Below are 19,262 nucleotides of genomic sequence, written 5' to 3'. Positions count from 1 at the left end.
ACGGTTAAGTAATTGGTACGGAGGGAGTATGAAGATAATTAAGCCGGCCTTATTTGCAATTCTTTTAACGGGAGCAATATACGGTCAGACAGCAACAAAGCATACTATAACGCTCGAACTTGCCAAAAAAGTGGCTTTAGCTGCCGAAAATAAAGCCAAAGAGATGAATATTGACGTTGTAATTGCCATTGTGGACGACGGAGGCAATCTGGTCTATTTTGAAAGAATGGACGGCGCTCAATTGGGAAGTATTAACGTTGCCAGGAAAAAGGCGGTATCGGCTATCTTTTTCAAAAGACCCACTAAATCCTACCAGGAGCGAGTCGCAGGGGGCAACAACGCATTGTTGTCGATACATGAAATTCTGCCTTTTGAAGGCGGAGTGCCGCTAGTATATGAAAATAATTATATCGGGGCGATCGGAGTAAGCGGTGGAACTCCGGAGCAAGACGGCATTGTTGCCGAGGCTGGCGCTAGAATTTTAAATGAGGAGGCAAAATGAAAAAGTTAATCGCGTTAATCGCGCTCTTTTTATCAACTACTTTAACGGGGCAACAAAATCAAATTAAATTCGAGCATATTGCGCTTTTATTGCCCGATGCGGAAAAAGCCGCAGAATGGTATTGCTCTAACCTCGATATGAAAATCGTAAATAAAGGCACAGGTTCCATATTTGTTACCGACAAGGCAAAAAACATTATGTTCGAATTTTTAATTAATAATGAAGTGAAACATCTTAACTTCAAAGAAATAAATGCCTTAAGCATGCACATTGCATTCCATGTAAGAGATGCTGAAAAGCTTAAAAAGAAGCTGGTCGATAGCGGCGCAAGTATCGAATCGGATTTAACTTTAACGAATTCGGGCGATAAAATTATGATTTTACGAGACCCCTGGGGTGTTCCGCTTCAATTTGTCGAAAGAAAAAATCCGATGCTCCGTTTTGAAGGAATTTATGTGGAGCATATAGCCTTTAACATGGAAGACGCAATCGGAGCAGGGAAATGGTTCGGGGAAAATTTAAATATGGTAATCGTAAAAGAAAGCGGCGCTCCGGATTACGGCAGATTTGTGGCGGATTCCGGGAAAAACATGATGTTTGAATTATATCAGAAAAACGAAGTCCCGGTATTGAATCTGCGTGATATTTTACCGGCTCAATTCCATATTGCATTCTCGACTGATACGATTGAAAAGCTTAAAGAAAGTTTGAAGGATTGCGATGTTGTACAGGATTTATTCACTACGGATTCGGGCGATAAAATAATGGTTCTTAGAAATAAAGAAGGATTCCCGCTTCAATTTGTTAATAGAAAAAAACCGATGATGTGAGATTGGAAGGTTTTTGGGGATTAGAAAATTACCAAGATTGCCGAGATTACAAATTATCAAGATTACAAAATTACAAATTACAAAGATTGCAAGATTACAAATTACCAAGAACTAAGAACGCCAAGTGATTGACGAATAATCTGACAGAGACTTTTTGCTTTACTTCTCTGACTAAAAGATACTTCCCCCCGCCTGCAGCGGGGTCAGTATGACAATTTTCCAGTCCCTAATCCCTAACTCTGAGAAGTCCCGACGTAGTCGGGACGACGTAGAATCTAAGTGATATTTGATTTAATTAACTGACCAAGAGATACTTCGCCCGCTAAAGCGGGACTCAGTATGACAATTGTTGTATAAGAACTTTGCGTTCTCTGCGCCCTTAGCGGTTAATAATATTTGAGAGTTTGCTTTCCCCGTATACTGTGGAGTTGCAAAGACGAATAGATAACAGCCGGTTTCGATTTTGTCTATTGCCAAATTACCAAGATTACAAGATTGCAAATTACCAAGAACATCAAAATCCCAAAACTAAGAACGCCAAGTGATTGACGAATAATCTGACAGAGACTTTTTGCTTTACTTCTCTGACTAAGAGATACTTCACCCGCTAAAGCGGGACTCAGTATGACAGTTCACTAATCCCTAACCACTAATCCCTAATCCCTAAAAAAAATCACTTTGCAACCAGGTCGACAATAAATTTCATTTCCTTGCCGTCTCGGAGTACTGCAACTTCGACTTGGTCGCCGGGTTTATATTCCGCCATTGCGCGCATAAAATCGTAAATATTGCTTATTTTTTGAGCGCCGAATCGAATAATAATATCGCCGCTCATCAAGCCCGCTTTGGCAGCCGGACTTCCGTCCGTAACTCCGGACAATTTATATCCTTCGCCGTTATATCCGAATTCCGGCACGGTTCCTACATAGACTCTCGATTTGCCGATGCGTCTGTTAGTCGGGGCTTCAACTTTAACATAATCCGGTTTTTCTTCGAGTTTGTCGATTCCATTAATTACGTCGAAAATGTAGCTAACGATTTTCTTTTCGCCTTCGTAATTAATTTTGTCCGCATCGTCGGAAGGTTTATGGTAATCGGAATGAGTGCCCGTAAAGAAAAAGAGTACCGGTATGTTTTTATTCGAAAAAGCCTGATGGTCGCTGCCGCCCGTTCCTGCGTCGTCGAAAGTAAGTTTTAAATCGTATTTGTTTTTTTCGTTTAGCAAAGGTTTCCACGCGGAGGATGTTCCGGCTCCGATAACAGTTAATGAATTCTCTTCGTTCAACCTGCCAACCATATCCATATTGACCATTGCAATAATTTTGTCGAGAGGAACGGGCGAATTATTCGTAAAATAAGTCGAACCGAGAATACCGAGTTCTTCGCCGGAAAAAGCGAGAAATATAATATTCCTTTTCAATTCCGGTTGATTGGCGGCAAGCGCTTCGGCAAGTTCGAGCATAGCAGAAGTACCAGAGGCGTTGTCGTCGGCTCCGTTATGAATCTGCCTGTCGCTGCCTCTGTACATCGAAGAAGATTTCAACTGATCGATACCGAGATGATCGAAATGGGCGCCGACTACAATATATTCGTCGCTGCCCGATTTGCTCTTTAATAATCCGCCGACGTTTCTGGCGCTGCTTATAATTTCCTTTACTTCGGTTTGTATTTCCGCTGTGCAATTTTTTAATTCTACCGGATTGCCTTGTTTGGTCGAATCGATTTTTTTCTGGATTGCTTTCAGGTCGAGATTATTTGCTCTGAATAAATTTTCTATAATATTTCTTTTTACCTGAATAACGGGGAAATCGTTTATAGCCGGAGCTCCGTCGTATCTTAATTCGACAAGATTGTCGTCGTCGGAGGGAAAATATCCGTTGACGAAAATTATTCCCGCAGCGCCTTTATCGCGCGCAATGGAAGCTTTGCTCCTCAACGAAGCGTATCTGTCGAATTCAGAATGAGCGGAATCATGTTCCGGATGGTCTCTTAATATTATTACGATTTTGTCCTTAACGTCGATCGATTTATAATCGTCGTATTCGAGATTTGCCGAGGAGATGCCGTAGCCTGCAAATACAAGCGGAGCTTTTAATTTTGACCTGCCGGAAAAAGAAACGGTAGTAAAGTCCTCGTTTATTTTTAATGATACTTTATGCTCGTTAATATTTAATTCCGCGCTGTTATTCGATGTTAGTTCGAGCCTTTCGACAAACGGAAAATCCTGGAAATAATTACCGTCGAACAGCGGTTCCAAACCGTACGATTCGAATTGATTCCTGATATAATCGGCGGCAATTCTCTCTTCCGGCGATCCGGAAAATCTGCCTTTCATATCGTCGGACGCCAAATAATAAAGATGAGCCTTTAAATCTTTTACGGAGATTGAAGGATCAGACCATTTTTTTTGCGCGCTTATAAATGCGGGGAGAATCAGCAAGAAGAGTAAAATCTTTTTCATATCATACCTCGTTTTATTCTTCGGGTACGTGGACAAGGAAGAATTCCCTGGCGGTTTTGCCAATTTCTTTGGCTTGCGTTATTGTCATATGCAGATCGGTCGATTCTTCGTCTAAAGCGCCTGCTTCGATTATCGCCAGGTCGCTTCCTTTTGCCATCTTAACAAGATTTTCGCAATACGCAGTATCGCCGCCGTAACATATTGATTTCGAATCGTAGTAATATTTAAAACCGAGAGACGGTATTTCTGCGCTTGTCCCGTCGGGATTTAATTCTCTGTGATTAACTTTAAAAGGTTTTATTCTTACGGAATTTCTTGTAAACGCTTTTTGATCGGAAATCGGTTTAAGAGTTATCTTATAAGAAAGTTCCTTGCCGTAGACTTCGTTGAAAGCCTTATAAATACTCTCTATTTCGACGCATCCTTCGGGATAATAGATTGACAGGGGAGTTTTACGGCGCAGAACCGACCAGTACGTCAATAAAGACCAAACGCCGCCGACGTGGTCGTGATGTCCGTGGCTGATGAAAATATCCGATACTCTCAATATGGTTTCCGGTCCGACGTCTTTAGTCAGATCGCGCAATATGCCGTCGCCCGGATCGATTATGAATGCCGTTTTGCTGGTTGTGAGAAGTATTCCTGTCGATACGTTTGGAATCGAACTGTAAATTTTAATGAAGAAATCGTCTTTACGCCATACCAAAGGATATTGATGTAGGTTCTTTTGCTTCATATTTTTTCTCTTAAACTATAAACTGAGCTACCAGACCGCCGATAAAGAATGCGGTAACCCACGTGCCCAACCAGATAGTTAAACCTTCTTTCCAGCCGCGTTCTTTTAGCATCACAACGAAAGACGCAATGCAAGGCGTGAAAAGCGTTATTGTTATTATGGCGACTGTAATTTGCATAACGGTAAGATTCATCGCAAAAAGTCCGGCGGCTCCGAAATCCCGTCTTACCATACCCATAACGAATGCATTGGCAGCTTCTTTGGGAAGCTTGAGCCAGTGAGTTGTCAACGGCGCAAGGATATCCTGCCAGACCGTCAATAATCCTGTTATGTCCATTACGCCGACAGCCAGAGCGCCTACGAAGAACCAGAATCCGGCTTCTTTCATAAAGCCGTAACTTCTGTACGCCATCTTTTTGAACACATTCGTAATTTTCGGTAATCGCATGATGGGAAGATCGATTAGAAGAGGCGAACTTTGACCGGGAATCAATTTATTCAAAACCGTAGACAATATTATTAACACCGAGCCGATAACGCCGATAAAAATCAATAGCGGGACTAATCCGGCTCCGCTTAAAAGAACCGTAATAACCGCAAGCTGTGCCGAGCAGGGTATAACGAATTGCAAGATTGCCGTAGCTATCGACTTTTCCCGTTCCGAACCGAGCAGACGGGTTGTAATATTAGCCATTGTTATACATCCGAAACCCAGAATGATCGGTATGACGGCTTTCCCGTTTAATCCGATTTTATTAAATGTTCTGTCGAGCATCGTAGCCAGACGCGGCAGATAACCGCTGTCTTCCAACAGAGCCATTACAAAATAGAATCCGATTACGAGCGGCAGCAAAAGGAAAAGGAGGTATGTAGTAGTCATAGTTATAACGCCGAATTCGCCGAAAAACAATTTTACTATCGGATTGGAATAATGAAATGTAGTTTGCGCTCCGGGCTGAGAAGAAAAGTTTTCGAAGTCGGATTTTAAATCGGTATTGGCGTTCATACCGTCGGGAAAATTATAAATCTTTTTGTCGATTAAATTTTCATTTTCGTCGAGAATTTCAACGTCGATAATCGACGAAGCGTAGTTCGAAACGAATGATTTAATGTTGTATTCCACGATTCCGACGCCGACCGTATTTTCAGTAAAATCGACTACCCGCTGCGATATGAAATCTCCGATGAAGAAATAAACAAGAGTTAAAATTGCCAACAATATCGGAATGCCGGTTATCGGATTAAGCGACATTCTACCAAGCAGATTCGAGATTTCGCCTTTTCTGGAATCTTCGTGTTCTACAATATCGATAATTTCGTTTACGCGGTTTCGTCGCGTAATATAAATTTTCTCGCGCTCGTCTTTATTAATCGGTTTGTTGTATTTATTCGCCGTAAACTCGTCGCCTTCGAGTATCAATAAAGCTTCAGCCTGCGGAATTCCTTCGTCCGTAAACTGCTGCAGCAGGAAGTGCAAATCGAGCTGCTGGTTCCCGACGCGGGCGTTTTCGATAGCTTTGTCGATCTGGTCGAGTCCCGCTTTATTAACAGCCGCAGTTTCGTAGACCTCTATTCCAAGCAGTTCGGATAACTTTTGCGTGTCGATCTTAATCTTTCTTTTTTTGAGCTCGTCAGCAAAATTGAGAATGAGGGAAACTTTTTTGCCCATGTCGATTAATTGAAGAGTAAGAAACAAGTCGCGTTCGAGGTGGAGGGCGTTTACAATATTAATTACTATGTCGCCTTCCAGGATAATATCTTTAGCGACTTTTTCTTCTTCGTTGAAAGAAGAAACGCCGTAGATGCCGGGTGTATCGTAGACTTTTTTGCCTTTATAATTGCAGCGCGTAATTGAAACAGTCGTGCCGGGATAATTGGAAACGTCGACATATTTTCCGCTCAGATAATTGAATACGCACGATTTACCGACGTTGGGATTTCCTACCAGAACAACCTTTTCGGTTTGGACGTGTTTTATATCGATGTCGACGTTCGAAAGTTGAGAATTAATGTTAACAATATTATCAGATTTCATATTTACCGCAGAATAATTTTAATATTTTTTGCCAGGTCGTAGCCTACGGCAATTTCCTGTCTGTTTTTCTGTAAAATAATCGTACCGCCGGGAAGGCGTTGAAGGCATACTAAAGTTTCGCCTTCGGCAATACCGATTCGAATCAACTGGGCGTTTATTTCTCCGCCGGGCAAGTTGACGATCGTAATCAAATTTCCTTTACGCGCTTTATCGAGAGTAATATTATTCATTGTCTTTATGTTTGCAGTTAGCATTGTTGCACTTTCCGAAAATATTAAATGAATGACCTTGCGGTTTGAAACCGAGCTTCTTAGCCACCTGAGCTACAATCTCTTCGATTTCGGGTTCCGTAAATTCTTTGATTGCTCCGCAGTTAATGCATATCAGATGGTCGTGCGATTTTCTCCCGTAGTTCGATTCGTAACGGGTTTTGTTTTCTCCGAAGTTTCGTTTAGCCAGAAGTTCGCATGCGGCGAGTAACTCGAGTGTGTTATAAACTGTAGCTCTCGAGACGTTCGATTTGTTGTTTTTCATTCTCAGATAGAGTTCGTCGGCTCCGAAATGTCCTTCGTATTTCAATGCGAAATCGAGAACTTCGAATCTTTCCGGAGTTACCCTGTGCTTCTCCTGTTTCAGATACTTGCGAAAAACTTCGTGCGCTTCGTTTAAATTTACCGACATAATAATTTTTGCATATAATTTAGATTAAGTCTATATAAAATTACTTACTTGTTCTTAAAAAAGCAAATGTCTATGTCTTATTTTCGGGAAAATTATTGTGGACTTAAATTTCCGTCTATTATTGTGCCGTCTTTGATTTCGTGGACTATGTCGCCAAGCTTTATCAATTCAGGATTGTGGCTTACGACGAGAAACGTATAGCCGTGATTATTTTTCAGTTCGGTGAAAAGGGAATGAATGATTTCGCCGTTAGCCGAATCGAGATTTCCCGTCGGTTCGTCGGCAAATATAATTGACGGATTATTTGCAAGAGCGCGGGCTACGGCTACCCGTTGCTGTTCGCCGCCGGAAAGCTCGGACGGTTTATGAGTCGACCTGTGGGATAGTCCCACCATTTTTAATAATTCCCGGCTGCGTTCCACGGCTTTGCCGTAGGCCTTTCCGTCGAGCATCATCGGTATTGCAACATTTTCTTCCGCCGTAAATTCGGGCAGCAAGTGATGAAATTGAAATATAAAACCGATTTTATTATTTCTGAATTTCGATAATTGAGTATCGCTCATTTTCGATATGTCGCTTCCGTCGATTAAAATTTTGCCTTCGTCCGGTTTGTCCAATCCGCTCAAGATATGGAGCAGAGTGCTTTTGCCCGCTCCCGAAGCTCCCACAATAACCGTAATCTTACCCGGTTCGATTTCGAGCGATATTCCTTTTAATATTTCCAGACTTTTGTCTTTCGAAATCCTGAATGATTTCCGAATTCCTTCCGCGACAATAATTTTCTCATTCATATTTAATTGACTCGATAATGTTTGTTTTTGAAGCGCGCTTAGCCGGATAAATCGAAGCCAGAAAAGTTAAAAGCAGCGACATGCCTCCGATTGCGATTATGTCCGTTATCATTACTTTAACCGGCATTGCGTTTATTATATATTTCGTCGGATCGAGCGGATAAAAATTGTATCGGATTTGCAAATAGCAAACCGCCAGCCCAAGAATAATTCCCGCTGCGGTTCCGATTAAACCGACCATCAATCCTTCGTACATAAAAATTCGTCTCACGGCGCTCGCATCGGCTCCCATCGAACGCAATATCGCTATATCCTTTTTCTTTTCGAGGACTGTCATTGTAAGCGATGCAAAAATATTGAACGTGGCTACGGCAATTATTAAACTCAACAGAATATAAGCCGACCACCGTTCTACAGACATTATACTATAGAGGTCTTTGTGGAGATCGTACCAAGTGTAAAACGAAAAATTATCGGTTCCGAATTTGTCTATCAATTTTTTCTTCAAGGCTTCCGATTTTTCAATATTGCCGAGGCGAACGTCGATACCCGATATTTCGCCGCCGAATCCGAGAAGTCTTTTTGCTTCCTCGATTGAAGTAAAGGCGTAAGAAACGTCGTAGTCCCTGTTGTTTGTTTCAAAGAGTCCGGCGACTATAAATTTTTGCGACCGGGGAAGCGAAAAACTCGTTATCATTTTTTCGATATTCCTCGCCGATGTCACGGTTACAGTGTCTCCGACCCCTAACGACAATCTCAAAGAAAGGGGGAGTCCTATTATAATTTTACCCAAGCCGCCGCTCTTCAAATCATAATGACCGCTGATGATTTTTTCTTTGAGCCCCCAGTTTTGACTCTGATTTTCGGCGGGAATTCCTTTGAGGTTTATTATTTCGTAACTTCTTTTGTTGTATGCAATAACTTTACTTTCGACGTATGGAAAGAAAATTTTAACTTCCGAATTGCTTTTCAAATAAGAATTAATTTCTTCGATTTTATCGCTCATTTCGTTGCCGGTAACGACAATTCTGAGATGCGGATCGAAACTAATAAGTATCGATTTTACCAGCGAGCCGAAACCGTTAAAAACCGACAGCACAATTATCAAAGCCGCCACGCCGATCGTTATTCCTCCGACAGAAAGGGCGGAAATCACCGTTATTAGATTAAATCTGTGTTTGGCTTTCAGGTATCGTTTCGCTATGAAATACTCAATCATTCTCATTCGAATTTAATTGCCGAAATAATTTCTATCTTTGACGAAATATACGCCGGTATAAACGAAGTAATAAGGGATATCAACGCGGTTATGAAGCTGATCGTCAGGTAATTATTAATATCGATATGAAGAGGAACATGAGTAACGAAATAGACATTCTCAGGCAGTTTGACGATATCGAATTTCATCTGTAGCAGAGTAAGTATGTACGCCAGAAAATTTCCGAAAACAATTCCTATCGTCGTCAGGTAGAATCCGTGCAAAAGGAAAATCGAAGTTATTTTTTTTCTCGTTGCGCCGAGCGTTCTCAGTATTCCGATGCTTTTTGTCTTTTCCAGTACAATCATTAAAAGAGTTCCTACAATATTAAATACGGCGACGAAAATTATTAATCCCAAAACTATCGGAATCGGTTCTTTCTGAAGGTCGATCCAAGTAAAAATATTCTGATAAATCTGGAATACAGAACGGACGTAATAAGGATATCCCAAATAATCCTGCAACTCTTCCGTAATCGGTTCGATGTCGTCGATGTTTTTCAGTTGAATATTGTAACCCGAGATTCTGCCGAACATACCGAAAAATTCCGAAGCTTTGTCGAAACGGATATAGGCGTTCAGGTCGTCGTATTCCGACATGCCGCTTTCGAAGATACCGGCGACTCTGAAAACGTCAATAGCGGGCGGCGAGGCGGGCGAAGGAATTTCTTCTCCGTAGACAGTAAAAAGAGTTAATTTATCGTTTAATTTTACCCGCAGTTTTTCCGAAAGTTTTCTGCCGATAATTATATCGTTTTCTCCCAGACTGTCGATTGAACCTTCGATTAAATAAGCTCCGATATTTCTGCGAAGACCTTCGAAGTCGAGTCCGGTTACAGTAATTCCGTCCGCAAATTTTTTCGACTTAACCAATACAAGTTTCGAAATGAACGGTTCGATATTATTAATTTTGTCGCCGAATTTTTTTTCTATTTCAGTAATAAGGGATTCTGGAGAAGGCAGGTTGCGGTTCCCGAAACCGGTAATTTTGACGTGCGCGTTTAGAGTTACGATTTTTTCCGAGACTACTTTTTCGAAGCCGTCGAGAACCGTCAGCGCAATAATTACCACCGCCATTCCGACAGCTATGCCCGCAGAAGCAATAGCCGAAATCGAGGAGATAAATCTCGACTTACGGTACGATTTGATATATTTGCCGGCGACGAAGAAGGAGAACATAAAACCCAAATTTTTTTATATCCAAAGATAGAGAAAATAAACAAGAAAATGACCCGGAAATTGACATTTCGATTTCAAACGATTATTTTTGTAAGCCGTAATTGTTTGGAGTTCTTTTAAAGATTGAACGTAACGGGGAGTAGCTCAGCCCGGCTAGAGCACTTGGTTTGGGACCAAGAAGTCGCAGGTTCGAATCCTGTCTCCCCGACGCTGGTACAATCGAAATAATTTTCTTATTTTGGTTGGTGATTTTAAGTGCGCCAGTAGCTCAACAGGATAGAGCATCAGCCTTCTAAGCTGAGGGTTAGTGGTTCGAGTCCACTCTGGCGTACAATTTTTTTATATATTCGTTTTTTTGAAATACTAAATGGTGAGCATAGCTCAGTTGGTTAGAGCACCTGGTTGTGGCCCAGGAGGTCGTGGGTTCAAGTCCCATTGCTCACCCGGTTCAGGCCCCATCGTCTAACGGTTAGGACATCACTCTTTCAAGGTGAAAATACGGGTTCGATTCCCGTTGGGGTCACTACTTTTTTAATAATGCTCTTTTTTTATTCAGGCCCCATCGTCTAACGGTTAGGACATCACTCTTTCAAGGTGAAAATACGGGTTCGATTCCCGTTGGGGTCACAATGCTAATCTTGTTTTTTTCAAAAAATCCATTCAATAAATTTTGCCGGCAAATCAGCCGGTTTTTTTGTACCGGTAATTTTCCGCTTTTTGCTAATTTCACCTTGAAAATAGTTTTTCTTAAATTATCGGTATAATTAATTCGGAATAAGCATGAATTATTTAGCCGAAAAAGACGAATATATCACGCCTGAAAGGAGTAAATCAATTCTCCCGTCCCTCGGATTTTATTTATTGAGACTTCTCAAAGTAGTTTATACTTCCAACCGCCTGGCTGTTAAGGGCAAATACGACGACGAAAAATGGATTGAAGCTTCGTACAATATATTAAAGGGATTGGAAAAGACCGGAGTCCGATTTCATATCAGCGGGATGAGCAATATCAAAAAAGTCGAGGGACCCGTAATTTTCGTATCGAACCATATGAGCATACTCGAAACGTTCGTATTTCCGTGCATAATACATCCGGTCAAAAAAGTTGTATTCGTAATGAAAGAAGAGCTCGTACGATTTCCGTTGTTCGGACCGGTTTCCGCTGCGCGCGACCCGATTCTGGTATCGCGCAAAAATCCTCGCGAGGATTTGATGGCTGTTTTGATTCAGGGGGCGGAAAAAATCAAAGCCGGCAAATCGATTATTATCTTTCCTCAACGCACCCGCTCGCTTTATCTCGACGTCAAATCGTTCAATACGCTCGGAATTAAACTGGCGAAGAAAAATAACGTTCCCGTCATACCCGTGGCTTTAATCTCGGACGCGTGGGCAAACGGAAAATTCTTGAAAGACTTCGGCAAAATCGATCCTTCCAAAGAAGTTAAGATCAGCTTCGGAGACCCGATAGAAATAAAATCGAACGGCAACGAAGAGCACCTTCAAACAATCGAATTTATTAAGAATAAATTCATCGAATGGGGAAGAGCGGAACTGATACGTGAATAAATTCGGCAGCCGTTTTTTGTTGATTTAGAGCAGTTTAATCTGATACATTAGACAAATATTTTGTAATATTCCGCCAAATGAACAAACGCTTACGAATATTAACAATTGCTTTTACTGCCGCCGTTATATCCGCAGCCGGATGCAGGGATAAAATTGTCGAAACTGAAGAGCCTGCGATTAAATACGGCTTCGATGAAATCGGCGCTAAGTTGGAAGAGGCATATCAAAGCGACTCTCAAGAAAAACTGGATTCGGTTTTTGCATTGTGGCGGGATGCGATACCTTCTTTTACGAAAAGTCAACGGAGTTCCCTGAACGATACGGTAAGGCAGATTTACGAGATATTCGAAGAATTTTATACTCCGGAAGATTTGAACCGGATTACGGGCGGCTACCATGAAAATTTCGAAACCGATTTCAGATACGTCGTTATCCAAAACAGTATCGATTATGCCGTAACCGATACCAATCCTCGTTTTTATTATTATAAGGGAGTCGAGACTCTGGAGCGTAAAATATCCGATTTTCGACCTACGCCGCAGGTAAATTTTCCTGTAGTATATCTCTCTTCGGAAGCCGACTCTATGATATATCGTTTTCTTTACGAGCTCGACGGCGAAAGAAAATCCGATCATTCGGAACGAGTCGCTTTTCTGCGTCACGCAATCCAGTTGACTCATCATCACTGGATAAGCGATTATCATAAAGCTACGATGCCGATTGTATTTAAAATCTATGTCGACAATAATTTATCAAATGCTTTTGTAATCTTCCGGGTTTTTTATCAATTCGGGGAAGCATATCTCGAAAGAAATAATGGCGAATGGCAATTGATCGACTCTCATTTGACGGCAATTGAATAATCGGATGTTGATTATTAATTATTTACTATTTACTATTTACTATTGATTATTGATAGAATGCATTTTTCGTTAGGGGGCGGATAAGATGAAAGTTATTCCGCATATTTTACTCTTCATTCTGTTTATTACAGTCGTTCGTGCGCAGAGCATTGTATTTGTGCCAGAAGCCGACACAATAAAGTTGGTAAGCGGACGCACGCCGCCTAATGTGATTTTTAAATTGCGTCGCGGAAACCTAAGCGATACAATAAAAGTAATCGCGGGTTTCAATACTATGATCTTTTGTGACGAATCTGAAAATCCGTTTATGCAAAATGAAACCGTCGGATTTATCTGCAATTCTAAAAATGAAGACGATTTATATGAATTGAATATTCGGTCGCTGTCCGGCGAACAGAACTTTCCGGAAATTGTGCCGCTCGATTCTTTGTATGAAAATTATTTGATAGGATTGTTTGACGTAATGCTAAAAGTAAAAAGAAACGACGTTTATATCGATTCGCTTTCGCAATTATTTTGGGGTATATCTACCGGATTGGGAGTGGAAAATAATTCAGAAAAGATACCGGATAATTTTGAAATTCTTTCCGTCTATCCGAATCCGTTTAATCTCTCGACAAAAATTATATATGAACTGAATAGAAGGGCTTATGTTAAAATCGGCGTTTATAATTTGCTGGGAGAACTTGTAGAATTAATAGAACAAAATTATAAATTGGCCGGAAGATACGAGTTGATTTATCAGGCTGGCGCTCTTGCTTCGGGCGTTTATTATATTGTGTTTACTGCATCCGAACGTGTGTATTCAAGAAAAATCGCTCTTATAAAGTAGAAACTGATATATATAATAATAGTCAAATTAAATGCTTACAAAAAAAATTATTATTATTTCATTATTCTTACTTTCAGTGAATACTTACAGTCAGTCTTTATACTTGGGTATCGGCGGCGGTATGTCAAAAGTACAAAACAATAATTATTATACCCGGGACTTGGGATATCCCGGAGCGCATTACGTAAACGGAACATTAACTATGTTCGGAGGTCTTGCCTTTAGAAAAAATTATTTTGCCTCTATTAAATTCAAATACGAATTATCGTCTTTCGGGATTGTTGCTCAAGCGCGTTACATTCCGTTTCGCGGACGTCAGAGCGCAGAGATTTATAACCTCCTCTACATGCAAACTATAAAGGAAGACGTTACCACGATTATCGATGTCTGGTCTTTCGGATTCGGGGGCAGATATATAATTGATATAGATAAATTCAAGCCTTACGCCGCAGTTTCTTTACTTATGAATTACTGGGGAGACGCATGGTTCAGGTTCGAGTATTTCGATCAAATCGTACTGGGCAGGAGCTATAAAAACGGTATGCGATTCGGTCTGAATTTCGGGCTGGGCGTCAGTTATGAAATAATGAAAAATGTATTGTGTGAAATCGAATCGAATTATAATTATATGAATTTGTGGAACAGGAGAAGAGTTGATCCTGCCGACGAATTACATCCTTCCTCGGAAGAAAAAATGAATACGCTTAACGTCGAATTTACCGTTTATTATCGTATCTATTGAACTTTCGGTAAAACCCGCGGAAATATAAAATCGGTATTCTTTCCGCTTTGAGTAAGAAAATTTCTAAGATCAATTTTCATTTACGCCTCGCCCTTCAATATTAACATTACCTTAACGCCCGCTTAACATTGCGTTAACATTAGTCTCGTAGGTTTGCAATGTAACATTCAAGGAGAGAGGAAAAATGAATTTATTTACTGCAACCAAAACGAGTCCGTCGAAATTGATAAAAACAATTCGGTTAATCTTATTAATCGCCGCGGTGATTTCTATTCATACGAATGCGCAGACGAATAAAGGCACAATAAAAGGGAAAGTGGTAGACGCAGCGAGCGGAGAGCCGATTATAGGCGCCAATGTTTTTCTTACCGGAACTTCGCTCGGCGCTGCAAGCGATATCGAAGGCAACTATACGATCGAAAACGTACCCGCAGGCAATTACGAAATGGTCGTCAGTTATATTTCGTATGCAAAAACCAGGATACCGAATGTAGTCGTTAAAGCGGGCGAGTTTGTAGTAAGAAACGTAGCGTTGAAAGCCGAAGCAATAGCCGTCGATGAAGTGGTAGTGACAAGCAAAGCCGACGAATCCTACGAGGCGGCGCTGCTTAATAAACAAAAAAATTCTATTTCTATCAGCGACGGTATAAGCGCAGAGCAAATTAAAAGATCGCCCGACGCCACATCGAGCGACGCTTTGAAAAGAGTGACGGGAATCTCCGTAGTAGACAATAAATTTATTTTCGTAAGAGGAACAAGCGAGCGCTACAGCAATGCGCTGTTGAACAATTCGCCTCTGTCGAGCGCCGAGCCGGACAAGAAATCGTTCGCATTCGATTTAATCCCATCGAATTTGCTGGCAAATACCGTAATCGACAAATCATATACGCCGGACAAACCGGGCGACTTTGCCGGCGGTCTTGTAAATCTGAACACGATCGATTTTCCCGATAAACTAAAATTCAACCTTACAATCAACGGCTCGTTTTCGAACAATACTTCTCTGGAGGATTTTAAATCTTATAACGGCGGCAAACTCGATTTTCTCGGCATCGACGACGGTTCGCGTAGCCTGCCATCTTCGATTCCTTCCGACTTGAGCAAAGGAAATTATTCGTCCGAAGAAATTTTACAATTTGCAAAAACGCTGCCCAACAACTGGTCTACCCGCACTAAGAAAGCGCCTCTCAACGGCGGATTCATGATTTCTCTCGGCGACGGAGTTACTCTGCTGGGTCCCCGTTTTGGTTTTGTTGCAGCTTTATCGTACAAAAATAATTTTAATAAGACCAATCTTGAACGCAACGAATTCGAATCGAGCGGTGAAACGCGTTTCAGCTACAGAGGCAGTCAATATAAATATTCCACTTTATGGGGGGGATTGTTAAATCTCAGTTATAAACTCGGCGGCAAACACAAATTAAGTTTCAAAAATACATACAGTCATACTTCCGACGACGAGGTATCGGAGCTGAAAGGAGCGCAGTATACCGATTCGGGAACGGAACAAATTCAAAGCGCTTTCCGATTTACTTCGCGCGAAGTTTATTCGGGACAGTTTTCGGGCGAGCATTATTTCGGTAGTCTGCTTCAAGCTGAGTGGCGTTTGTACAATTCAATATCGAAGCGCGACGAGCCCGACTACAGACGCGTAATCTATTCGCGGGACCTCGGCAGCGACAATCAATTTGCGGCTTTACTGGGACCGCAAGTCAATCTTAAAAACGGCGGACGCTTTTATTCGAATCTCGACGAGACTACTACCGGTTTTGCAGCCGATTTCAAAATTCCTTTGAAAGCGGTTAATCTCAAACTTGGCGGACTTTACGAGGACAAAAACAGGGAATTCAGTTCCCGTTTGATCGGCACCATTATCAACGCGCCGGGCAACGGTTATACCGATTTCAAACTTCTTTATTTGCCTCTCGATCGAATCTTTAATCCTGAGAATTATCGCCGGAACGGTTTTTCCATTCAGGAGTATCTCAACGGAACGAACAATTACAACGCCGGTCAGAAAATATCGGCTTTCTACTTTATGTTCGAATACGGGTTCGTCTTTCTTGGAAGAGAACTTAAATTGGTAGGAGGCGCCCGGCTTGAAAATTCGAGACAAACTGTCAATTCGCGCGACCTTTCCGACAGGGAAGATATTTTTATTGAACTTGCCAATAACGATCTTCTGCCGTCTTTGAATCTTATTTATAAACTGAACGAAAATGCAAATCTGAGATTGTCGGCAAATCAAACCGTTAATCGTCCGGAACTGAGAGAATTGGCTCCGTTTGCATATTTCGACTTTTATACGCAAACATCAATTCGTGGCAATAGCGAATTGAAGCGGGCGATAATTAAAAACTACGACCTCAGATACGAATCGTATTTCGGAATCGGAGAAATGATATCGGCAAGTCTATTCTACAAAGATATGAAAGATGCAATAGAGCAGGTTGTTGTAACCGGAAGCGCATTGGGATCGGAGAGAACATTCAGAAATTCAGATAAAGCCGAGGTTTACGGTCTCGAACTCGAAGGCAGATTGGGTTTGGGAAGAATTTCGGGTGGGCTTTCGAATTTTTTTGTCAATGGAAATTACACTCTCGTTAAGTCTTCGGTTACTGTTAACGGCACGGAAACTACAATTGCCCGCAACGGCAGACCGCTGCAGGGGCAGTCGCCTTATACTATAAATTTCGGATTGTCTTATAACAGCGACGATTACGGTCTGACGGCAAGTCTGCTCTATAACAGAATCGGAGAAAGAATAATCGAAGTAGCAACGGCATACCAGGAAGATATTGTGGAAGAGCCGAGGGACGTTATCGATTTTGTAATCAATAAATCATTAACTGAAAACTTGTCGTTGAAATTTTCCGCCAAAGATATTCTCGGCAAGGATCAGATATTCAGACAGGGAGATAAAAGAGCCCGCCTGAACAGCAGGGAATCTGCCGTTTCAATAAGTATTTCTTACAAACTATAATTAAGGAGGAACTCTATGTACAAGCGTATTTTACTAATAATCTTCATATTATCCGGAATCAATCTCTACGCTCAGCTTGCGCAATACGACGAAGCTCTCGAGGGAGATATCAATTCGGATTTAACGTTGGATGCCAATAAAAAATATTTATTAAAAGGATTTGTCAATGTTAACGAGGGCGCGACATTGACAATACCCGCAGGGACAATTATCTACGGAGAGAAATCGTCAAAAGGAACTCTCATCATTAATCGCGGTGCAAAGATAAATGCCGTGGGCGCTCCGGACAATCCGATTGTATTTACAAGTCAGCAGCCTGCTGGGCAGAGAGCGGCAGGCGACTGGGGCGGTATTATAATAGCAGGTAGAGCAAGCATAAACGTCCCCGGGGGAACTGCAGTAATTGAAGGCGGCACGGGCACAATTTACGGCGGCGGAGAAAACCCGGACGATAACGACAACAGCGGACGTATGAGCTATGTGCGCATTGAATTTCCGGGCATAGCTTATTTACCCGACAACGAAATAAACGGTTTGACGTTGGCGGGAGTGGGCAGAGGTACAACTTTAGACCATATTCAGGTAAGTTATTCAGGCGACGACTCATATGAATTCTTCGGAGGAACCGTAAACGCAAAGTATTTGATAGCTTATAAAGGAGTCGACGATGAATTCGATACGGACTTCGGGTACAGAGGCAATTTGCAATTTTTAGTCGGATACAGAGATTTCAATATAGCCGACATCAGCGGCAGCAACGGTTTCGAATCCGACAACGACGGAACCGGCACGCTGAACGAACCGCGTACTCGACCGGTCTTTTCGAATGTAACTTTGATCGGACCGCTTGTAAGTCCCGATTATACGGAGTTCAATCCGAATTTCAAACGCGGTATGCATTTACGAAGATCTACATTGACGTCGGTATATAATTCGATAATTATGGGTTATCCTGTGGGTTTGTATCTGGACGGAGAGAACAGCGTAGCCGGCGCTCAATCAGATAGTTTACAGATACGCAATACGATTATAGCCGGCGCTCAGAGCGGAAAGAACCTTACGACCAACGTTGAGAGCTTTGACGTTGTCTCGTGGTTCAAGACCGAATCGTATTCGAATCGCGAATACCCGACAAGCGCGGAAGTCAAGTTAACCGACCCGTTTAATCAGAGCGCGCCGAATGCGACTCCCATGAGCGACTCGCCCGCGGCAAGCGGCGCTAATTTCGACAATCCCCGTTTGAACGCGGGATTTTTCGAGCCGGTCGAATTTATCGGAGCCTTCGATCCTTCGGGCGCCAGATGGGATGAAGGTTGGACTAACTACGATCCGCAAAATACCGATTATACGCTCACAAGCGTTGATGAAGAATATTCAAACGTAATTCCCGCGGCTTACGAGTTGAGTCAAAATTACCCCAATCCCTTCAATCCTGCAACTACAATTTCTTTTGTGCTGCCGAAACCGGGCAACGTAAAATTAACGGTCTATAACGCGCTCGGACAGGAAATTGAAAAATTAGTAAGCGGTTATAAAGAAGCCGGAATATACAATGTTACATGGAACGCTAATAATCTGCCTTCCGGTCTTTACGTATACAGGTTGGAAACCGAAAATTTTGTCGTGTCGAAAAAAATGACATTATTGAAATAAACTTCTCTCTCCTCTCTTCCAGAAGGCGTTCCGTTCTCCGGCGGAACGCCTTATTTTTTTACGGTTACTATCTGTTCATTTGAGTAATATTTATAGGCGTCCCAGTTATCGGTTGATAAAATAGCTATAAGTCGTTAAAAGACAAAAAGAT

The 19,262-nt window shown here is 41.8% G+C and carries 16 protein-coding genes and 5 tRNA genes; 13 read left to right on the top strand and 8 right to left on the bottom strand.

Translation table 11 applies throughout. The annotated features are described in order from the left end of the window. Positions 1–28: 28 nt before the first annotated feature. Positions 29–502, top strand: coding sequence for a GlcG/HbpS family heme-binding protein (locus ACSSWA_RS11200; RefSeq protein ID WP_437356664.1), 474 nt, complete (start codon positions 29–31; stop codon positions 500–502). Beyond that, the gene (locus ACSSWA_RS11195; protein ID WP_437356663.1) at positions 499–1,332 is read left to right on the top strand and encodes a VOC family protein; all 834 of its coding nucleotides are present in this window, start codon (positions 499–501) and stop codon (positions 1,330–1,332) included. The genes ACSSWA_RS11200 and ACSSWA_RS11195 overlap by 4 nt, the downstream gene beginning before the upstream one ends. A 673-nt stretch (positions 1,333–2,005) precedes the next feature. On the opposite strand, the gene ACSSWA_RS11190 is transcribed toward ACSSWA_RS11195, so the two are convergent. From ACSSWA_RS11190 to ACSSWA_RS11155, 8 genes are all read right to left on the bottom strand, one after another. After that, positions 2,006–3,793: a M20/M25/M40 family metallo-hydrolase gene (locus ACSSWA_RS11190; RefSeq protein WP_437356662.1), complete on the bottom strand. Its 1,788-nt coding sequence runs from the start codon at positions 3,791–3,793 to the stop codon at positions 2,006–2,008. A gap of 13 nt (positions 3,794–3,806) precedes the next feature. Further along, the gene (locus ACSSWA_RS11185) at positions 3,807–4,529 is read right to left on the bottom strand and encodes an MBL fold metallo-hydrolase (RefSeq protein WP_437356661.1); all 723 of its coding nucleotides are present in this window, start codon (positions 4,527–4,529) and stop codon (positions 3,807–3,809) included. A 10-nt stretch (positions 4,530–4,539) separates the two neighbouring features. Further along, the gene (locus ACSSWA_RS11180; RefSeq protein ID WP_437356660.1) at positions 4,540–6,564 is read right to left on the bottom strand and encodes a FeoB small GTPase domain-containing protein; all 2,025 of its coding nucleotides are present in this window, start codon (positions 6,562–6,564) and stop codon (positions 4,540–4,542) included. A gap of 2 nt (positions 6,565–6,566) precedes the next feature. Then, on the bottom strand, positions 6,567–6,794 hold the full coding sequence (locus ACSSWA_RS11175; RefSeq protein WP_437356659.1) for a FeoA family protein: 228 nt from the start codon (positions 6,792–6,794) through the stop codon (positions 6,567–6,569). Continuing rightward, positions 6,787–7,245 (bottom strand): Fur family transcriptional regulator, encoded by a 459-nt coding sequence (locus tag ACSSWA_RS11170; RefSeq protein ID WP_014857312.1) that lies wholly within the window; start codon positions 7,243–7,245, stop codon positions 6,787–6,789. The genes ACSSWA_RS11175 and ACSSWA_RS11170 overlap by 8 nt, the downstream gene beginning before the upstream one ends. 92 nt (positions 7,246–7,337) lie before the next feature. Continuing rightward, positions 7,338–8,036: an ABC transporter ATP-binding protein gene (locus ACSSWA_RS11165; protein WP_437356658.1), complete on the bottom strand. Its 699-nt coding sequence runs from the start codon at positions 8,034–8,036 to the stop codon at positions 7,338–7,340. Further along, positions 8,029–9,255 carry an FtsX-like permease family protein gene (locus ACSSWA_RS11160; RefSeq protein WP_437356657.1) on the bottom strand — a complete coding sequence of 409 codons (1,227 nt, stop codon included), beginning with the start codon at positions 9,253–9,255 and terminating at the stop codon, positions 8,029–8,031. Before ACSSWA_RS11160 ends, ACSSWA_RS11165 begins: the two co-directional genes overlap by 8 nt. A gap of 2 nt (positions 9,256–9,257) precedes the next feature. Beyond that, the gene (locus ACSSWA_RS11155; RefSeq protein WP_437356656.1) at positions 9,258–10,472 is read right to left on the bottom strand and encodes an FtsX-like permease family protein; all 1,215 of its coding nucleotides are present in this window, start codon (positions 10,470–10,472) and stop codon (positions 9,258–9,260) included. Between the two features lie 133 nt (positions 10,473–10,605). On the opposite strand from ACSSWA_RS11155, the gene ACSSWA_RS11150 reads away from it, so the two are divergent. The 11 genes from ACSSWA_RS11150 to ACSSWA_RS11100 all read left to right on the top strand — a co-directional run bounded on the left by ACSSWA_RS11150 (position 10,606) and on the right by ACSSWA_RS11100 (position 19,111). Beyond that, positions 10,606–10,680 (top strand) — tRNA-Pro (locus ACSSWA_RS11150). 49 nt (positions 10,681–10,729) lie between these two features. Continuing rightward, a tRNA-Arg gene (locus ACSSWA_RS11145) sits at positions 10,730–10,803 on the top strand. Between the two features lie 39 nt (positions 10,804–10,842). Beyond that, positions 10,843–10,916: transfer RNA gene (locus tag ACSSWA_RS11140), tRNA-His, on the top strand. A 7-nt stretch (positions 10,917–10,923) separates the two neighbouring features. Continuing rightward, positions 10,924–10,995 (top strand) — tRNA-Glu (locus ACSSWA_RS11135). A 32-nt stretch (positions 10,996–11,027) separates the two neighbouring features. After that, a tRNA-Glu gene (locus ACSSWA_RS11130) sits at positions 11,028–11,099 on the top strand. 153 nt (positions 11,100–11,252) lie between these two features. After that, a complete protein-coding gene (locus tag ACSSWA_RS11125; protein ID WP_437356655.1) occupies positions 11,253–12,038 on the top strand; it encodes a lysophospholipid acyltransferase family protein in 786 nt (261 codons plus the stop codon). 77 nt (positions 12,039–12,115) lie between these two features. Then, complete coding sequence (locus tag ACSSWA_RS11120; RefSeq protein WP_437356654.1) at positions 12,116–12,901, top strand: hypothetical protein; 786 nt, start codon at positions 12,116–12,118, stop codon at positions 12,899–12,901. Positions 12,902–12,986: 85 nt separating this feature from the next. Next, complete coding sequence (locus ACSSWA_RS11115; RefSeq protein WP_437356653.1) at positions 12,987–13,733, top strand: T9SS type A sorting domain-containing protein; 747 nt, start codon at positions 12,987–12,989, stop codon at positions 13,731–13,733. 121 nt (positions 13,734–13,854) lie between these two features. Next, positions 13,855–14,475, top strand: a complete 621-nt coding sequence (locus ACSSWA_RS11110; protein WP_437356652.1) for a hypothetical protein — start codon at positions 13,855–13,857, stop codon at positions 14,473–14,475. A 184-nt stretch (positions 14,476–14,659) separates the two neighbouring features. Further along, on the top strand, positions 14,660–17,458 hold the full coding sequence (locus tag ACSSWA_RS11105; protein ID WP_437356651.1) for a TonB-dependent receptor domain-containing protein: 2,799 nt from the start codon (positions 14,660–14,662) through the stop codon (positions 17,456–17,458). 15 nt (positions 17,459–17,473) lie between these two features. Further along, positions 17,474–19,111: a T9SS type A sorting domain-containing protein gene (locus tag ACSSWA_RS11100; protein WP_437356650.1), complete on the top strand. Its 1,638-nt coding sequence runs from the start codon at positions 17,474–17,476 to the stop codon at positions 19,109–19,111. Positions 19,112–19,262: the final 151 nt, after the last annotated feature.

The organism is Melioribacter sp. Ez-97, assembly GCF_051488665.1.
Lineage (GTDB): Bacteria > Bacteroidota > Ignavibacteria > Ignavibacteriales > Melioribacteraceae > Melioribacter.
This window is presented reverse-complemented; position numbering and strand designations above follow the sequence as displayed.

Coding starts and splice junctions, on each gene's coding strand:
- ACSSWA_RS11175 (WP_437356659.1), bottom strand. CDS start 6,794: ATGAATAATATTACTCTCGATAAAGCGCGTAAAGGAAATTTGATTACG.
- ACSSWA_RS11190 (WP_437356662.1), bottom strand. CDS start 3,793: ATGAAAAAGATTTTACTCTTCTTGCTGATTCTCCCCGCATTTATAAGC.
- ACSSWA_RS11165 (WP_437356658.1), bottom strand. CDS start 8,036: ATGAATGAGAAAATTATTGTCGCGGAAGGAATTCGGAAATCATTCAGG.
- ACSSWA_RS11195 (WP_437356663.1), top strand. CDS start 499: ATGAAAAAGTTAATCGCGTTAATCGCGCTCTTTTTATCAACTACTTTA.
- ACSSWA_RS11100 (WP_437356650.1), top strand. CDS start 17,474: ATGTACAAGCGTATTTTACTAATAATCTTCATATTATCCGGAATCAAT.
- ACSSWA_RS11160 (WP_437356657.1), bottom strand. CDS start 9,255: ATGATTGAGTATTTCATAGCGAAACGATACCTGAAAGCCAAACACAGA.
- ACSSWA_RS11180 (WP_437356660.1), bottom strand. CDS start 6,564: ATGAAATCTGATAATATTGTTAACATTAATTCTCAACTTTCGAACGTC.
- ACSSWA_RS11200 (WP_437356664.1), top strand. CDS start 29: ATGAAGATAATTAAGCCGGCCTTATTTGCAATTCTTTTAACGGGAGCA.
- ACSSWA_RS11105 (WP_437356651.1), top strand. CDS start 14,660: ATGAATTTATTTACTGCAACCAAAACGAGTCCGTCGAAATTGATAAAA.
- ACSSWA_RS11155 (WP_437356656.1), bottom strand. CDS start 10,472: ATGTTCTCCTTCTTCGTCGCCGGCAAATATATCAAATCGTACCGTAAG.
- ACSSWA_RS11110 (WP_437356652.1), top strand. CDS start 13,855: ATGTCAAAAGTACAAAACAATAATTATTATACCCGGGACTTGGGATAT.
- ACSSWA_RS11115 (WP_437356653.1), top strand. CDS start 12,987: ATGAAAGTTATTCCGCATATTTTACTCTTCATTCTGTTTATTACAGTC.
- ACSSWA_RS11185 (WP_437356661.1), bottom strand. CDS start 4,529: ATGAAGCAAAAGAACCTACATCAATATCCTTTGGTATGGCGTAAAGAC.
- ACSSWA_RS11120 (WP_437356654.1), top strand. CDS start 12,116: ATGAACAAACGCTTACGAATATTAACAATTGCTTTTACTGCCGCCGTT.
- ACSSWA_RS11125 (WP_437356655.1), top strand. CDS start 11,253: ATGAATTATTTAGCCGAAAAAGACGAATATATCACGCCTGAAAGGAGT.
- ACSSWA_RS11170 (WP_014857312.1), bottom strand. CDS start 7,245: ATGTCGGTAAATTTAAACGAAGCGCACGAAGTTTTTCGCAAGTATCTG.